The organism is Mycobacterium sp. JS623, assembly GCF_000328565.1.
Classification (GTDB): Bacteria; Actinomycetota; Actinomycetes; order Mycobacteriales; family Mycobacteriaceae; genus Mycobacterium.
Genome location: NC_019966.1, coordinates 6,118,555 through 6,135,114 on the forward strand (window position 1 = coordinate 6,118,555; position 16,560 = coordinate 6,135,114).

General features: G+C 66.3%; 12 protein-coding genes. 11 read left to right on the plus strand and 1 reads right to left on the minus strand.

Annotated features, from left to right (window positions below; genetic code table 11):
• The first annotated feature begins 1 nt into the window (after position 1).
• The 4 genes from wzt to MYCSM_RS35410 all read left to right on the plus strand — a co-directional run bounded on the left by wzt (position 2) and on the right by MYCSM_RS35410 (position 3,314).
• Positions 2-802 (plus strand): galactan export ABC transporter ATP-binding subunit Wzt/RfbE, encoded by an 801-nt coding sequence (wzt, locus tag MYCSM_RS29780; RefSeq protein WP_015309898.1) that lies wholly within the window; start codon positions 2-4, stop codon positions 800-802.
• Positions 795-1,694, plus strand: a complete 900-nt coding sequence (glfT1, locus tag MYCSM_RS29785; RefSeq protein ID WP_015309899.1) for a galactofuranosyltransferase GlfT1 — start codon at positions 795-797, stop codon at positions 1,692-1,694. Before wzt ends, glfT1 begins: the two co-directional genes overlap by 8 nt.
• Positions 1,691-2,521 (plus strand): galactan export ABC transporter permease subunit Wzm/RfbD, encoded by an 831-nt coding sequence (wzm, locus tag MYCSM_RS29790; protein WP_015309900.1) that lies wholly within the window; start codon positions 1,691-1,693, stop codon positions 2,519-2,521. Before glfT1 ends, wzm begins: the two co-directional genes overlap by 4 nt.
• Positions 2,522-2,651: 130 nt before the next feature.
• Complete coding sequence (locus MYCSM_RS35410) at positions 2,652-3,314, plus strand: phosphatase PAP2 family protein (RefSeq protein ID WP_157681421.1); 663 nt, start codon at positions 2,652-2,654, stop codon at positions 3,312-3,314.
• A gap of 190 nt (positions 3,315-3,504) precedes the next feature.
• On the opposite strand, the gene MYCSM_RS29800 is transcribed toward MYCSM_RS35410, so the two are convergent.
• Positions 3,505-3,972: a carboxymuconolactone decarboxylase family protein gene (locus MYCSM_RS29800; RefSeq protein ID WP_015309902.1), complete on the minus strand. Its 468-nt coding sequence runs from the start codon at positions 3,970-3,972 to the stop codon at positions 3,505-3,507.
• Positions 3,973-4,021: 49 nt separating this feature from the next.
• On the opposite strand from MYCSM_RS29800, the gene pdxR reads away from it, so the two are divergent.
• From pdxR to MYCSM_RS29835, 7 genes are read left to right on the plus strand one after another with little or no spacing between them, the layout of a single operon-like run.
• Positions 4,022-5,458, plus strand: a complete 1,437-nt coding sequence (gene pdxR / locus MYCSM_RS29805; RefSeq protein WP_015309903.1) for a MocR-like pyridoxine biosynthesis transcription factor PdxR — start codon at positions 4,022-4,024, stop codon at positions 5,456-5,458.
• 24 nt (positions 5,459-5,482) lie between these two features.
• The gene (locus MYCSM_RS29810) at positions 5,483-5,881 is read left to right on the plus strand and encodes a GtrA family protein (protein WP_015309904.1); all 399 of its coding nucleotides are present in this window, start codon (positions 5,483-5,485) and stop codon (positions 5,879-5,881) included.
• 31 nt (positions 5,882-5,912) lie between these two features.
• Entirely contained in the window at positions 5,913-7,313 is a 1,401-nt protein-coding gene (locus MYCSM_RS29815) for an FAD-binding oxidoreductase (RefSeq protein ID WP_015309905.1), read from the plus strand.
• A complete protein-coding gene (locus MYCSM_RS29820) occupies positions 7,314-8,096 on the plus strand; it encodes a decaprenylphospho-beta-D-erythro-pentofuranosid-2-ulose 2-reductase (RefSeq protein ID WP_015309906.1) in 783 nt (260 codons plus the stop codon).
• Complete coding sequence (locus MYCSM_RS29825) at positions 8,096-9,949, plus strand: galactan 5-O-arabinofuranosyltransferase (protein WP_015309907.1); 1,854 nt, start codon at positions 8,096-8,098, stop codon at positions 9,947-9,949. The genes MYCSM_RS29820 and MYCSM_RS29825 overlap by 1 nt, the downstream gene beginning before the upstream one ends.
• Positions 9,949-13,191 (plus strand): arabinosyltransferase domain-containing protein, encoded by a 3,243-nt coding sequence (locus MYCSM_RS29830; protein ID WP_015309908.1) that lies wholly within the window; start codon positions 9,949-9,951, stop codon positions 13,189-13,191. The genes MYCSM_RS29825 and MYCSM_RS29830 overlap by 1 nt, the downstream gene beginning before the upstream one ends.
• Before the next feature lie 24 nt (positions 13,192-13,215).
• Positions 13,216-16,473, plus strand: coding sequence for an arabinosyltransferase domain-containing protein (locus MYCSM_RS29835; protein WP_015309909.1), 3,258 nt, complete (start codon positions 13,216-13,218; stop codon positions 16,471-16,473).
• The last annotated feature ends 87 nt before the right edge of the window (positions 16,474-16,560 follow it).

Genomic DNA, 16,560 nt, shown 5'->3' on the forward strand with positions numbered 1-16,560 from the left:
CGTGGTTCACATCGAGACCCACAACGCGTGGGTGGAGTTTCCGATCTTCGACGCCAAGACGCGGTCGCTGAAGAAGGCGTTCCTCGGTAAGGCAGGCGGCGCGATCGGACGCAACGAGTCCAACGTCGTGGTCATCGAGGCGTTGCGCGACATCACGATGTCGCTCGAACTCGGCGACCGGGTAGGCCTCGTCGGGCACAACGGCGCAGGCAAGTCGACGCTGCTGAGGCTGCTGTCCGGGATCTACGAACCGACCCGCGGCGTGGCATCTGTGACGGGCCGGGTGGCGCCGGTGTTCGACCTCGGCGTCGGAATGGACCCGGAAATCTCTGGGTTCGAGAACATCATCATCCGTGGGCTGTTCCTCGGCCAGACGCGAAAGCAGATGATGGCCAAGGTCGATGAGATCGCGGAGTTCACCGAACTCGGCGACTACCTGTCGATGCCGCTGCGCACATACTCCACCGGTATGCGGGTGCGGTTGGCCATGGGCGTGGTCACCAGCATCGACCCCGAGATCCTGCTGCTTGACGAGGGCCTCGGCGCGGTGGATGCCGACTTCCTCAAAAAGGCGCAGTCGCGGCTGCAGGGTCTTGTCGAGCGGTCCGGAATCCTGGTATTCGCAAGCCATTCCAACGAATTCCTGGCCCGATTGTGCAAGACCGCGATGTGGATCGACCACGGCACCATCAAGATGACCGGCGGTATCGAGGATGTCGTGCGGGCGTACGAAGGCGAAGACGCGGCCCGGCACGTGCGAGAGGTCCTCGAAGAGGACGCCCGAGAGCAGGCGCATGACTGAGTCGATCTGCGCGGTGGTCGTCACGCATCGACGGCCCGACGAGCTCGCCAAATCACTTGATGCGGTGTCAGCTCAGACCCGAGCACCCGATCACCTGGTGGTGGTCGACAACGACGACGACCGCCGCGTGCGCGAGATCGTCGACGGCCAGCCGATCCCGTCGACCTATCTGGGGTCGCGCCGAAACCTGGGTGGCGCAGGCGGTTTCGCGTTGGGCATGCTGCACGCGCTGACCCTGGGCGCGGACTGGGTGTGGCTGGCCGACGACGACGGCAGACCGGCCGACTCCGAGGTGCTCGCCACACTGCTGGCGTGTGCTTTGAAGCACGGGCTGGCCGAGGTGTCGCCGATGGTGTGCGACATGGCGGATCCGCGGCGACTGGCGTTCCCGTTGCGGCGCGGCCTGGTGTGGCGCCGCTTGGCAAGCGAATTACAGGTGGGCACAGAGGATCTACTGCCGGGCATTGCGTCACTGTTCAACGGTGCACTGATTGGCGCGTCGACACTGGAGGCTGTCGGGGTCCCCGACCTTCGGCTGTTCGTCCGCGGGGATGAAGTCGAGATGCATCGTCGGCTGGTGCGCTCCGGCCTGCCGTTCGGCACCTGCCTGAACGCGGTGTATCTGCATCCGCATGGCAGCGACGAGTTCAAACCGATCCTCGGCGGCCGGATGCACACCCAGTACCCGGACGACGCCTCGAAGCGGTTCTTTACCTACCGCAACCGCGGCTACCTGATGTCGCAGCCCGGCATGCGGAAACTTCTGCCTCAGGAGTGGATTCGCTTTGGTTGGTACTTTCTTGTGTCCCGCCGCGATCCGGCCGCCCTGTGGGAGTGGATTCGGTTGCGGCGCTTGGGTCGTCGCGAGAGATTCGAAAGGCCTGGCTCTTGACCTTCACCGATGCGGCCGCGCAGTCGCGCACGATGAGCCGCGCGTGGGGCGATCTCGTCGCCGGATTCGGCAAGCGCGAGCTGTGGTTGCACCTGGGCTGGCAGGACATCAAGCAGCGATACCGGCGTTCGGTGCTCGGCCCCTTCTGGATCACGATCGCGACGGGCGCTACAGCCATCGCGATGGGCCTGCTGTACTCGAAACTGTTCAAGCTGCCACTGGCCGAGCATCTGCCCTACGTGACGCTGGGCCTGATCATCTGGAATCTGATCAACGCCTCGATACTCGAGGGCGCAGAGGTGTTCGTCGCCAATGAGGGCCTGATCAAACAACTTCCAACGCCGTTGAGCGTGCATGTCTACCGGTTGGTGTGGCGCCAGGTGATCCTGTTCGCACACAACATCATCATCTTCGTCGTCATCGCGATCATTTTCCCCAAGGCATGGAAATGGACCGACCTTGCGGTGATCCCGGCGCTGGGCCTGATCGTGCTGAATATGGTTTGGGTGTCGATCTGTTTCGGCATCCTGGCCACGCGCTATCGCGATATCAGCCCGCTGTTGTTCAGCCTTGTGCAGTTGTTGTTCTTCATGACGCCGATCATCTGGAACGAGTCGACGCTGCAGCAGCAGGGTGCGGGTTCCTACGCCAGGATCGTCGAACTCAACCCGCTGCTGCACTACCTGGACATCGTGCGGGCGCCCTTGTTGGGTGCTGACCAACAACTGCACCACTGGGTAATTGTCGTGGCGCTGACCGTGATCGGGTGGATGTTCGCCGCGTTGGCGATGCGCCAGTATCGCGCGCGTGTGCCGTATTGGGTCTAGCGTGTCGACTTGAGCGACTGAATCGTCGCGAAACTGCAGTTGTTGTGCAGCCGACTCGGGCGGTCTCGCGATGACTGCAGTCTCGACCTCAACCGGGCACCCGGGTGGCCACGTACGGCAAACTGTCGCCGTGAGTGATCGCCCACCGCCATTCCCCCTCTGGCTGCGGACATTGCTGTGTCTGACCGCGTCGGCGATCTGTTTCGCGTTACTCGTCGCGGTGGCGTACAACATTCGCGGAGGCGGCGGTGCGCTCTGGCTCGACCGCGAGATCGCCGAGCGCGTGCATCCACATGTGGGACCCCGCAGGACAAAGCTGGCGCTCACCCTTACCCAGATCGGATCGCCGATGTTCATTGTCCCGGCGACCCTGTCCGCCGCGCTGATCATCGCGGTCGCCCGCCGATCGATATGGACCGGAATCGTGGTGACCGCAACGGTGGGTTTGGTGGGGATCGGCAGCACTGTTGGGAAACAGATCATCACGGCGGCCCACCCGCCCCCTGGCTCGCCGATTCAGGTCGCACTGGCACACACTTTCCCGTCCGGTCACGTGTCTGCGACGGTGTCGTTCCTTGGAATCGTGGCGATTGCCTTCGGCGCAAAGCCGCGGCATGTGCTTGTCTGGCTGGGGATCGCCGCCGTCACCGCGGTCGTAGCCGCGACGCGGATCTACTTGGGCGTCCATTGGTTCTCGGACACAGTGGGCGGCGTGTTCCTCGGCTGCAGCGCTGTGTTCGCCGGCGCCGCGCTATTGCCGCACCCGGACCGACGCCGCCCTCATCCGCCTTGATAGCCAGAACCCGGCTCCGCGGCATTGCGGAGCCGGGTCTGCGCACGCCGGATCAGCGGTTGGGCAGCGACAGGCGCGTAGTCACGCCACCGCATTGCTCAGCGTCGCCATCGCCTCGTAAACCTCCGGCGATACCCGGTTGAGGTTGATTGCGGCGGGTTGTTTCAGTGGTCGTCATGTCAGCTCCTGATCAACGGCGCGGCGGCTCGAGGCGGATCGTCACGTTGATACGGTTCCATGCATTGATGGTGACCGCCATTGCGATGACCTGACTCAGCTCGCGTTCGGTGAAAACCGCTGCGGCCCTTGCATACACATCGTCGGGGACGTGGCCGTTGCCAAGTTCGGTGATCGCCTCGGTCAGCGCCAAAGCGGCGCGCTCACGGTCGGTGAACAAATCGCCGGCTTCCTCCCACGCCGCCAGCACGTCGAGCTTCTGCTCGCTCACACCGTGCTTGCGCCCGTCGCGGGTGTGCATGTCGAGGCAGAACGCGCAGTGGTTGATCTGCGAAGCGCGGATCTTGATCAGCTCGCCGAGCTCGGGCTCGACATCCTTGGCGGCCGCGTTGCTCAGCCCCATCATCGCCTCGTACAGCTCCGGCGACGTCTTGTAGATCTTCAGCCGGGTGGCGGGCAGGTTGTCCAATGTCGTTGTCATGGCTCCAACGCTAAAACCGAAAGACCCATCTGCATGGTTCAATCTTCGTATGGATTCATGGGCCAATCGCCGGTTCGATGTCGCCTCCGAAGCGGCTCCGGGAAGCCGCGACCTTCACCTTGACCTGGGCCAGACCATCACCCCCGGCGCCCGCGGAGCGAAAGACCTGCTGCTCAGCGCGCTTCGCGACGCCGTGCGATCGGGCCGGTTGGCGCCCGGCACCATGCTCCCGCCGTCCCGCAGCCTGGCCACCGACCTCGGATTGGCCCGCAACACCGTGGCGGACGCCTACTCCGAACTGGTCGCCGAGGGCTGGCTCGCGTCGCGGCAGGGCGCGGGCACCTGGGTGCTCAACGTCAGCGGAACCGGCATGCCCGCAACACCCCGCGGCGTGCGCGTCGTGCCGACGCACAATCTGATGCCCGGCTCGCCTGATGTGTCGGAGTTCCCGCGCACCGAATGGGTGGCCGCCACCCGCCGGGCTCTGACCAACGCCCCCACCAACGCGCTGCGGATGGGTGATCCACGCGGCCGCCCGGAACTTCGCGACGCGCTCGCCGAATACCTCGCCCGTGCGCGCGGCGTGCGGACCTCACCGGAGTCGATCGTGATCTGCGCCGGTGTCCGACACGCGGTCGAGTTGTTGACGCGCGCGGTCGGCAGCCCGATCGCTGTCGAGGCCTACGGGCTGCACATCTTCCGCGACGCGATCGCCGCCCTCGGCGTGCCGACGGTTCCGATCGGACTCGACGAAAAGGGGGCTGTGGTAAGCGATCTCGACGACGCGGACGCGCCCGCCGTCCTGCTCACCCCCGCTCATCACAACCCCCAAGGCATGCCGCTGCATCCGTCGCGGCGCATCGCCGTGATCGAATGGGCGCAGCGCACCGATGGCTACATACTCGATGACGACTACGACGGCGAGTTCCGGTACGACCGCCAACCCGTCGGAGCCCTGCAGGGGCTATGCCCTCACCGAGTCGCCTACATGGGGTCGACCAGCAAGAGCATGGCGCAGACACTTCGGCTCGGTTGGATGGCGCTGCCGGACGAGCTCGTCGATCCGGTGATCGAAGCCGCGGGCGGGGCACAGTTCTACGTGGACGCCATCAACCAGCTCACAATGGCTGACTTCATCACCAGCGGTCAGTACGACCGCCATATCCGAAGGATGCGCGTGCGCTACCGCAGACGCCGCGACATTCTCGTCGACGCGCTCACCGGATTCGATGTCGGAATCAGCGGCCTGGCCGCGGGCGTCAACGTGCTGCTGACCCTGCCCGACGGCAGCGAGCACGAGGTGCTGCGGCGGGCCGGCGAGGCCGGTATCGCGCTGCAGGGCCTGTCACGGATGCGCCATCCGCTGGCCACGCTGCCCACCCGCGACGGCATCATCGTCGGCTTCGCCGCCCCAGCCGAGCACGCGTTCGCCGCGGCGGTCGAGGCACTGTGCGGTGTGCTGAGGGACAGCAGCTTGGCTGGCTAAGCTGCCCGGGTGGCCGAGCCCCCGATGTCGCCGAACCTGACGCTGAAAACCCAGGCGTGGCGGTTCATCGTCACCGGCGGGTTCTCCGCCATCGTCGACTTCGGCCTTTACGTGCTGCTGTACAAGGCGGTCGGCCTGCAGGTCGACCTGGCCAAGGCACTCAGCTTCATCGTCGGCACGATCACCGCGTACCTGATCAACCGGCGATGGACGTTCCAGGCCGAACCCAGCACGGCCCGGTTCATCGCGGTCATGACGCTGTACGGAATCACGTTCGCCGTGCAGGTCGGCCTCAACCATTACTGCCTGCATCTGTTCGATTACCGGACGTGGGCGGTGCCGGTGGCGTTCGTGATCGCCCAGGGCACCGCGACTGTGATCAACTTCATCGTCCAGCGGGCGGTCATATTCCGGCTGCGCTGAGTCCCAGACGCCAGGCGGTACCCTCGTCACGATGTTTGAGAACCTCCCGACGACCGCGCGTGCCCTGACGGGCTTCGGGCGCACCGCACCGTCCGTCGCTCAGGTTCTCGCCACACCCGACGTCGAAGTGATCGCCAAGGCCGTCCGCGAAGCCGCCGATCCCAGCACGTCGAGTCCTTCATTCCTGCGCCGCGGCGTCCTCGCCCGTGGGCTCGGCCGGTCTTACGGCGACCAGGCGTGCAACGGTGGTGGCCTTGTCATCGACATGACTGCGCTGAACAAGATCCACTCGATCAGCGCCGAGTCAGCCCTGGCCGACGTCGACGCCGGCGTCAGCCTCGACCAACTGATGAAGGCGGCGCTTCCTTTCGGCCTGTGGGTCCCGGTGCTGCCCGGCACCCGGCAGGTCACCGTTGGCGGGGCCATCGCCTCCGACATCCACGGCAAGAACCACCACAGCGCCGGCAGCTTCGGCAACCACGTGCACTCAATGGACCTGCTGATGGCCGACGGCGAGGTGCACACCATCACGCCCGAGGGCCCCGACAGCGAGCTGTTCTGGGCGACGGTCGGCGGCAACGGGCTGACAGGCATCGTGGTGCGCGCCAGCATCGCAATGACCCGAACCGAGACCGCCTATTTCATCGCCGACGGCGTGGCCACCAAGGATCTCGACGAGACGGTGGCCGTGCACCTCGACGGCAGTGAGGACAAATACACCTATTCGAGTGCCTGGTTCGACCTGATCAGCCCGCCCCCGAAACTGGGCAGGGCAGCGGTCAGCAGGGGCAGCCTCGCAACACTGGACCAGCTGCCGCCGAAGCTCGCGCGCAATCCGCTGAAATTCGATGCACCGCAACTACTTACGGTGCCCAATGTCTTTCCGGTCAGTGCCATGAACAAGCTGTCCTTCATGGCGATCGGCGAGGTGTACTACCGCCTCGGCGGAACGTACAGCGGCAAGATCATGAACCTGTCGCAGTTCTACCACATGCTGGATTTGGTCAGCGGGTGGAACAATGCTTACGGCCCAGCGGGTTTCGCGCAGCATCAGTTCCTGGTGCCGCCCGACGCGCTCGACGAGTTCAAGGCCATCATCCGCTGGATCCAGACCCGCGGCCACTACTCGGCGCTCAATGTCTTCAAACTGTTCGGACCCGGCAACCGCGCGCCGCTGAGCTTCCCGATGGCCGGCTGGAACGTCGCGATGGACTTCCCCAACAAGGCCGGCGTCAACGAGTTCCTCAACGAACTCGACGACCGCGTCATGCAATTCGGCGGCCGGGTGTACACCGCGAAGGACTCGCGGGTCAGCGCCGACAGGTTCCACAAGATGTATCCCCGTATTGACGAGTGGATTGCGTTGCGCCGCAAGGCCGACCCGAACGGCGTCTTCGCATCCGACATGGCCCGACGCTTGGAGCTGCTCTAAATGGTGCTTGACGCCGTAGGCAACCCCCAGACCATTCTGCTGCTCGGCGGCACGTCCGAGATCGGGCTGGCCATCTGCGCGCGTTATCTGCGCAACGCGCATGCTCGCATCGTGCTGGCGGACCTGCCCGACCACCCGGGCAAGGACAAGGCCATCGCCGCGATGAAAGAGGCCGGCGCCAAGTCCGTCGACTGGATCGACTTCGACGGCATCGACACCGAGAGCCATCCGAAGGTCATCGACGCGGCCGCAGCCGGTGGCGACATCGATGTGGCGATCGTGGCGTTCGGCCTACTCGGCGATGCCGAAGAACTGTGGCAAAACCAGCGCAAGGCCGTGCAGATCGCCGAGATCAACTACACCGCGGCGGTTTCCGTCGGTGTGCTGGTGGGCGAGAAGATGAAGGCGCAGGGCTTCGGCCGGATCATCGCGATGAGCTCCGCCGCCGGTGAGCGGGTGCGCCGGTCCAACTTCGTCTACGGATCCACCAAAGCCGGCCTCGACGGCTTCTACCTCGGCCTCGGAGAAGCATTGCGCGAGTTCGGGGTTCGGGTGCTGGTGATCAGACCCGGGCAGGTGCGCACCAGCACGACCATCGCGCACTGGAAGTCCACAGGCACCAAGGAAGCGCCGTTCACCGTCGACAAGGAGTACGTAGCCGAGTTGGCGGTCACGGCATCGGCCAAGGGCAAGGAACTGGTATGGGCGCCGGGGGCGTTCAGGTACGTGATGATGGTGTTGCGACACATTCCGCGGCCCATCTTCCGCAAGCTCCCCATCTGATGCGCGGTGCGCTGGCCGTCCTCGGCCAGATGGCGGTGGCGGTCGTCGTGGCGGTGGTCGTTGCGGCGATCTCGCTCGTCGCGATAGCGCGTGTCGAGTGGCCCGCCTACAACTCCTCGAACCAGTTGCACGCGCTGACCACTGTCGGCCAATTCGGTTGCCTGGCAGGTCTGCTCGCAAGTGGGTGGGTCTGGCGTCGCGGACGACGGTTGCTCGCCCGCGTCGGTGCCCTGGTATTCCTGTCCGGGTTCGCGGTCGTCACACTGGGGATGCCGCTCGGCGCGACCAAGCTCTATCTGTTCGGGATCTCGGTCGATCAGCAGTTCCGCACGGAGTACATGACCCGCCTCGCCGACACCGCGGGCCCGCACGACATGACCTACTACGGGCTGCCACCGTTCTATCCGCCGGGCTGGTTCTGGCTGGGCGGGCGGTTCGCCGCGTTGACGGGCACGCCCGCATGGGAGATGTTCAAGCCGTGGGCCATCACCTCTATCGCGATCGCCGTGGTGCTGACTTTTGTGTTGTGGGCCAGCATGATTCGCTTCGAATACGCGCTGATCGTCTCGATCGCCACCACTGCGGCGGCGCTGGCGTACTCACCGGCGGAGCCCTACTCGGCGATCATCGCGGTGCTGTTGCCTGCCGTGTTCGTGCTCGCATGGTCGGGTCTGCGCGGCGCCACCCGCGGTGGGGGGTGGGCCGCGGTGATCGGCGTCGGGATCTTCCTTGGAGTCGCGGCGCTGTTCTACACGCTGCTGTTCGGATACGCCGCCTTCACGCTTGCGATCATGGGGCTGACGCTCGCGGTCGCCCGTCGACGTCTGGAGCCATTGACAAGGCTCGTCGTCATCGCTGTCTTGGCCGGGGCCATCGGCCTGATCGGCTGGGGCCCGTACCTGATCGCCGCGCTCAACGGTCATCCCGCCGATTCCGGCACCGCGCAGCATTATCTGCCGGCCGACGGCGCAGAACTGTCCTTCCCGATGCTGCAGTTCACCCTTCTCGGCGGGTTGTGCATGGTCGGCGCGCTGTGGCTGGCGGTCCGCGTCCGCTCGTCGACACGCGCTGGCGCGCTGGCGATCGCGGTGCTGGCCGTCTACGCGTGGTCGCTGCTGTCGATGCTGACCACGCTTGCTCGCACCACGCTGCTGTCGTTCCGGTTGCAGCCGACGCTGACGGTCCTGCTGGCCGCAGCGGGCACATTCGGATTTGTCGAGGCCGCTCTCGCGATCGCTCGCCGCTACCGGCCAGAAGTCGGCAGGCGCGTCGTCGTCGCAGCGGTTGTTCTCGGCTCGGCGGGCGCACTCGGGTTCACCCAGGACATTCCGAACGTGCTCAAGCCCGACATCGTCGTCGCCTACACCGACACCGACGCCGACGGCCACCGCGCCGACCGTCGGCCGCCAGGCGCCGAGCAGTACTACCGCGAGATCGACGCCAAGATCCAGGCGACAACAGGCCAGCCGCGCAATCAGACCGTCGTGCTCACGGCGGACTACAGCTTCCTGTCCTACTACCCCTACTACGGTTTCCAGGGACTGACCTCGCACTACGCCAATCCGCTCGCGCAGTTCGACGAGCGGGCCAAGGCAATTGAAAGCTGGGCCACGCTCACCAGCGCCGATCAGTTCGTCACCGCGCTGGACAAGCTGCCCTGGAAGCCGCCGACGGTGTTTCTGATGCGCCGCGGCGCCAATGACACCTACACATTGCGCCTCGCCGCCGATGTCTACCCCAACCAGCCGAACGTCCGCCGCTATCACGTCACCCTGGACAAGGCGCTCTTCGACGACCCGCGGTTCGCGGTCTCCGACATCGGGCCGTTCGTGCTGGCGATCAGGAAGCCGTAATGGCCACCGATACGAGCCCGCAAACAGGCCAATTACCATCAAGCCCCGTGACCGATGCGGGCAACCATCACGTCGCGCGCCTCATTGCGATCATCGCCGGGCTACTCGGCGCGGCGCTGGCCATCGCGACCCCCTTGCTTCCGGTCACCCAAACCACCGCACAGCTCAACTGGCCGCAGAACGGTGTGTTGCAGAGTGTCAACGCGCCGCTGATCGGATATGTCGCCACCGACCTGAACATCTCGGTGCCCTGCAGTGCGGCCGCCGGGCTGACCGGCCCTGGCAAGACCGTGCTGCTGTCGACGGTGCCCAAGCAGGCGCCGAAGGCCGTCGACCGCGGGCTGCTCATCGAGCGGGTCAACAATGATCTGCTCGTCATCGTCCGCAACACCCCGGTGGTCAGTGCCCCGCTGAGCCAGGTGCTCAGCCCGGCCTGCCAACAGCTCACCTTCACCGCGCACGCCGATAAGGTCACCGGTGAATTCGTCGGCCTCGTGACGGCCCACGATTCCGATAATCCCGGCAAGCCGTTGCGTGGCGAACGAAGCGGCTACGACTTCCGCCCGCAGATCGTCGGCGTCTTCACCGATTTGGCCGGCCCCGCCCCGCCGGGCCTGAAGTTCTCGGCGACCATCGACTCCCGCTACAGCAGTTCGCCGACGCTGCTGAAGATGCTGGCGATGATCATCGGCGTCGCGATGACGTTGCTTGCACTCGGCGCACTGCACGTGCTCGACGCCGCCGACGGCAGGCGGGTCAAGCGATTCCTGCCGCCGCGCTGGTGGTCGGTGACCCCGCTGGACGGCCTGGTGACCGCGGTCCTTGTCTGGTGGCATTTCGTGGGCGCCAACACATCTGACGACGGCTACATCCTGACCATGGCCAGGGTGTCCGAGCACGCCGGCTACATGGCCAACTACTACCGGTGGTTCGGCACGCCGGAAGCGCCGTTCGGCTGGTACTACGACCTGCTGGCGCTGTGGGCGCACGTCAGCACCAACAGCGCTTGGGTGCGGCTGCCGACTCTGGTGATGGCGCTGGCGAGTTGGTGGCTGATCAGCCGCGAAGTGATCCCCCGCCTCGGTCACGCGGTGAAGATCAGCCGCGCCGCGGCATGGACCGCGGCCGGCATGTTCCTGGCGTTCTGGCTGCCACTGAACAACGGGCTACGGCCGGAACCGATTATCGCCCTTGGCATTCTGCTGACCTGGTGCTCCGTCGAGCGCGGCGTTGCCACCAACCGCATGCTGCCAGTGGCCATCGCGATCATCATCGGCGCGCTGACATTGTTCTCCGGGCCGACGGGCATCGCCGCCGTCGGCGCCCTGCTCGTCGCCATCGGTCCGCTGAAAACGATTGTGGCGCGGCATACTTCGCGGTTCGGCTACCTTGCCCTGCTGGCCCCGATCCTGGCCGCCTGCACGGTGACGATCATCCTGATCTTCCGCGACCAGACGCTGATCGGCGAGGTCCAGGCAAGCACCTTCAAATCCGCCGTCGGACCGAGCCTGAGCTGGTTCGACGAGCACATCCGCTACGAGCGGTTGTTCACCACAAGCCCCGACGGTTCCGTGGCCCGCCGGTTCGGCGTGCTCACCCTGTTGCTGGCGCTGGCCGTGTCGGTGGCAATGGCGTTGCGCAAGGGGCGGATTCCCGGCACGGCGCTCGGTCCGAGCCGACGCATCATCGGCATCACGATCATCTCGTTCCTTGCGATGATGTTCACTCCAACCAAGTGGACTCACCACTTCGGCGTGTTCGCCGGGCTCGCGGGATCGCTTGGCGCATTGGCCGCAGTGGCCATCACGGCAGCGGCGATGAAGTCGCGGCGCAACCGGGCGGTGTTCGCCGCCACGGTGCTGTTCGTGATGGCGTTGTCATTCGCGACCGTGAACGGTTGGTGGTACGTCTCCAACTTCGGTGTGCCGTGGTCGAATCAGTTCCCGGAATGGCATTTCGGCTTCACCACGTTCCTGCTGGGCCTTTCCGTGCTGGCCCTTCTGGTGGCTGCATGGTTCCACTTCTCCGGCCGCGACGATTCCCCGCCAACCCGACGCCGCTGGCAACGAATTGTGCAGAGCCCGTTGGCAATTGCCACCTGGTTGCTGGTGGTTTTCGAAGTGCTGACCCTGACGCTGGGGATGACGCAACAGTTCCCCGCGTGGAGCAACGGCCGCTCCAACCTCGAGGCGCTCACCGGCAAGACGTGCGGGCTTGCCAACGACGTGCTGGTCGAACAGGACCCCAACGCTGGATTGCTGACACCGATCGGTGCGCCAGTCGGCGAGGCGCTTGGTGACGTCACGGCAGAAGGCTTCGGCCCCAACGGTATTCCCGCTGACGTGTCTGCCGACCCGGTGATGGAGTCGCCTGGCACCTCGAACTTCGCCGACACCGAAACCGGCACGCTGAGCGCCAACGAGGCTGGCACAGAAGGGGGCACCACCGCCGCCGCGGGTGTCAACGGCTCCAGGGCCCGATTGCCGTACAGCCTCGATCCGGCCCGCACTCCGGTGATGGGAAGCTGGCGATCAGGCACCCAGCAGCCCGCGGTGCTGCGCTCGGCGTGGTATCGGCTGCCGCCCCGCGATCAGGCGGGGCCGCTTCTGGTCGTCTCGGCTGCCGGGCGCTTCGATCCCGGCGAGGTCGTGGTGCAGTGGGCCACCGAAGAGGAGGCAGCCAGGGGGCAATCCGGTGGCGGCGTCGGGTTCGCCGACGTCGGCTCGGCACCCGCGTGGCGCAACCTGCGGGCACCGATGGCCGCGATCCCCCGCGAGGCAACCCAGGTGCGGCTGGTCGCCACCGACGACGACCTCAACCCGATGCACTGGATCGCGGTGACACCGCCACGCATCCCGCACCTGCGCACCCTGCAGGACGTCGTCGGCTCGCAGGACCCGGTGCTCCTTGACTGGCTCGTCGGCATGGCGTTCCCGTGCCAGCGTCCCTTCGGTCACCAGTACGGCGTCGTGGAGGTGCCGAAGTGGCGCATCCTGCCCGACCGGTTCGGCGCGGAAGCCAACTCGCCGGTGATGGACAACCTGGGCGGCGGCCCGCTCGGCATCACTGAACTGCTGCTGCGGCCCACCACGGTGCCGACCTATCTGAAGGACGACTGGTTCCGCGACTGGGGCGCGCTGCAGCAGCTCACGCCGTACTACACCAATGCCGAACCAGCACGGCTCGATCTCGGTTCGACAACTCGTAGCGGACTCTGGAGCCCGGCGCCGCTGCGTCATTAGGTCCGTCGCCTACCATCGAGCCTCGTGCCTGCCCACCGCATCGCCCGGCTGATCGCTGTCATCGCGGGCGTGGCGGGCGTCGTGTTGTGCGGACTGGTGCCGCTGCTGCCCGTCACGCAGACCACCGCGACCATCGCTTGGCCGCAGGCACCCGGCCCCGACGGACTGGTCACCGACATCACCGCGCCGCTGGTCTCGGGCGCGCCGCAGGCCCTCGACGTCTCGATACCCTGCCGGACCATCGCGTCGATGCCCGCAGCGGGCGGCGTGGTGCTGTCCACCAACCCGCCTGGCGGCATCCAGGCCACCCGCAACGGGCTGTTCGTGACGGCCAACGCCGACTCGGTCGTCGTCGCTTTTCGTGACTCGGTGGCCGCCGTGGCGCCGAGGACCGCGGTGGCGTCCGGCGCCTGCAGCACCTTGCACGTCTGGTCCAACCCCGGCGGCCTCGGCGCCGACTTCATCGGCATCCCCGGTGCCACCGGCACGCTGGCCGCGGAGAAGAAGCCCCAGGTGACCGGGGTGTTCACCGATCTCAAGGTGGCGGCTCAGCCGGGGTTGTCCGCCCGCATCGACGTCGACACCCGTTTCATTACCTCGCCGACGGCGTTGAAGCTCGGGGTGATGGTGCTCGGCGTCATCTGCGTAATCGCCTCGATCGTGGCGCTGGCGGTGCTCGACCGGCGGTCCGGTCGACGAGTCAGGTGGCTGCGCCTCTGGCGGACCAGCCTGTCGACGTGGATCGTCGATATCGGCGTCGTCGGCACCCTGTTGCTCTGGCACCTGATCGGGGCGACATCGTCCGACGACGGCTACAACCTGACCATCGCGCGGGTGTCCGCCGACGCCGGCTACGCCGCCAACTACTACCGCTTCTTCGGCGCGACCGAGGCGCCGTTCGATTGGTATCAGTCGGTGCTCGCTCACATGGCCGCGATCAGCACGGCGAGCGTGTGGATGCGACTGCCCGCCACTGCGGCGGCCATCGGGACTTGGCTGATCATCAGTCGCTGTGTCCTTCCGCGCGTCGGCCGGCGGCTGGCCAACAACCGGGTCGCGGTCTGGACCGCGGGCGCGGTGTTCCTGGCGGCGTGGTTGCCGTTCAACAACGGCCTGCGGCCCGAGCCGCTGATCGCGTTCGGCGCGCTCGTGGCGTGGGTGCTGATCGAGAACACCATCGCCACCCGGCGGTTGTGGCCGGCGGCTGTTGCGATCATCGTCGCGGTCTTCAGCGTGACGCTGGCGCCGCAGGGCCTGATCGCGCTCGCACCGCTTCTGGTCGGGGCGCGGGCGGTCGCCGGAGTGGTCCGCAGCAGACGTGGGATCGACGGGATGCTGGCGCAGGTGGCGCCGCTTGCCGCTTCGCTCGCACTGATCTTCGTCGTCGTCTTCCGCGACCAGACGCTGGCGACGGTCGCGGAATCCGCGCGCATCAAATACAAAGTCGGCCCGACGATTCCGTGGTACCAGGACTTCCTGCGCTACTACTTCCTGACCGTCGAGGACAGCGCCGACTCCTCGCTGACCCGCCGCTTCGCCGTGCTGGTGCTCTTGGTCTGTTTGTTCGGGATGCTGGCGGTGCTGTTGCGCCGTGGCGGTGTGCCCGGCATGGCGCGCGGGCCGGTGTGGCGGTTGATCGGCGCGACGGCGGTGGGTCTACTGCTGCTGACGTTCACGCCGACGAAATGGGCGGTGCAGTTCGGTGCGTTCGCGGGCCTGGCCGGCGCGCTGGGCGGGGTGGCGGCATTCGCGTTCACCCGTGTGGGGCTGCACAGCCGCCGAAACCTGGCGTTGTATGTGACCGCGTTGTTGTTCGTATTGGCTTGGGCGACATCGGGTATCAACGGCTGGTTCTACGTCGGCAACTACGGGGTGCCGTGGTTCGACAAGCAGCCGGTCATTGTTGGGATTCCGGTGACGGGCATCTTCCTGGCGTTGGCGATCGTGACCGGCCTGCTTGCCGGCTGGCTGCACTTCCGGATGGACTACACCGGACACACCGAGGTCGCCAACACCCGCCGCAACCGGGTACTGGCATCGACGCCGCTACTCGTGGTGGCGGTCATCATGGTCGTGCTCGAAGTCGGCTCCATGGCCAAGGGCGCCGCGCAGCGATACCCCATCTACACGACGGCCAAGGCGAACGTGAACGCTTTGACTGGGTTTGTGTCAAGGGCATCCGATCCTAGCTGCGCGATGGCCGACGACGTCCTCGTCGAACCCGACGCGAATGCCGGTCTGCTGCAACCAGTTCCGGGGCAGCGCGTCGGCCAGTACGGACCGCTCGGCGGCGAGAGCCCGGTCGGGTTCACGCCCACCGGCGTCAGTGACGTCCTCGAGCCCGCCGAGCCTGTCACTGCCAACCCCGGCACGGTGAACTCCCCCGGCTCGCCGAATGAGCCCAACATCGGCATCGGGTATGCGGCGGGTACCGGCGGCGGCTACGGGCCCGTCGGTGTCAACGGATCCAATGCCTTCCTGCCATTCGGTCTCGATCCCAAGCGCACGCCGGTGATGGGCAGCTACAACGAGAACACCGTTGCGGCCAAGGTCACTTCGGCGTGGTACCAACTGCCGCCGCGCACGCCCGATCGTCCGCTGGTGACCGTCGCCGCCGCGGGCGCGATCTGGTACTACGAAGAGGACGGCTCCTTCAACTACGGCCAATCGCTGAAACTCGAGTGGGGGGTGCACCGGCCCGACGGCAGCTACCAGGCGCTCGGTCAGGTGCAGCCGATCGACATCTTCCCCCAGAAGGCTTGGCGCAACCTGCGTTTCCCGCTGGCGTGGGCGCCGCCGGAGGCCAACGTCGCGCGCATCGTCGCCAACGACCCGAACTTGTCCACCGATCAGTGGTTCGCGTTCACGCCGCCGCGGGTGCCGGTCCTGGAGACCGCACAACAGCTGCTCGGCTCGCACACCCCTGTGTTGATGGACATCGCCACTGCGGCGAACTTCCCCTGCCAGCGCCCGTTCTCCGAACACCTTGGCGTTGCCGAACTTCCGGAGTACCGCATCCTGCCGAACTTCAAGCAAGTGGTGGTGTCGTCGAAGCAGTGGCAGTCTGCCGAGGGTGGCGGTCCGTTCCTGTTCATCCAGTCGCTGCTCGGTACCAGCACGGTGCCGACTTATCTGCGCGACGACTGGTATCGCGACTGGGGTTGGATCGAGCGCTACAACCGCGTCGTTCCGGCGTCGGCAGCCCCCAACGCGGTGATCGATCAGGGCGCCGCTCGCGTGTTCGGGTGGAGCCGCAACGGACCGATCAGGGCGCTGCCATGAGCCGCGGGACGCAGGCGAGTGAGGATCGCAGCGACGAAGGAGCGAGGACCGGACCGAGCCGGAGTCGAGCAATGAGCCGCGAGACGC

Excerpts from the sequence above, each read along its gene's own strand:
- MYCSM_RS29825 (WP_015309907.1), top strand. The coding sequence starts at position 8,096 with ATGCGCGGTGCGCTGGCCGTCCTCGGCCAGATGGCGGTGGCGGTCGTC.
- MYCSM_RS29820 (WP_015309906.1), top strand. The coding sequence starts at position 7,314 with ATGGTGCTTGACGCCGTAGGCAACCCCCAGACCATTCTGCTGCTCGGC.
- MYCSM_RS29830 (WP_015309908.1), top strand. The coding sequence starts at position 9,949 with ATGGCCACCGATACGAGCCCGCAAACAGGCCAATTACCATCAAGCCCC.
- MYCSM_RS29815 (WP_015309905.1), top strand. The coding sequence starts at position 5,913 with ATGTTTGAGAACCTCCCGACGACCGCGCGTGCCCTGACGGGCTTCGGG.
- MYCSM_RS29810 (WP_015309904.1), top strand. The coding sequence starts at position 5,483 with ATGTCGCCGAACCTGACGCTGAAAACCCAGGCGTGGCGGTTCATCGTC.
- MYCSM_RS29800 (WP_015309902.1), bottom strand. The coding sequence starts at position 3,972 with ATGACAACGACATTGGACAACCTGCCCGCCACCCGGCTGAAGATCTAC.
- glfT1 (WP_015309899.1), top strand. The coding sequence starts at position 795 with ATGACTGAGTCGATCTGCGCGGTGGTCGTCACGCATCGACGGCCCGAC.
- pdxR (WP_015309903.1), top strand. The coding sequence starts at position 4,022 with ATGGATTCATGGGCCAATCGCCGGTTCGATGTCGCCTCCGAAGCGGCT.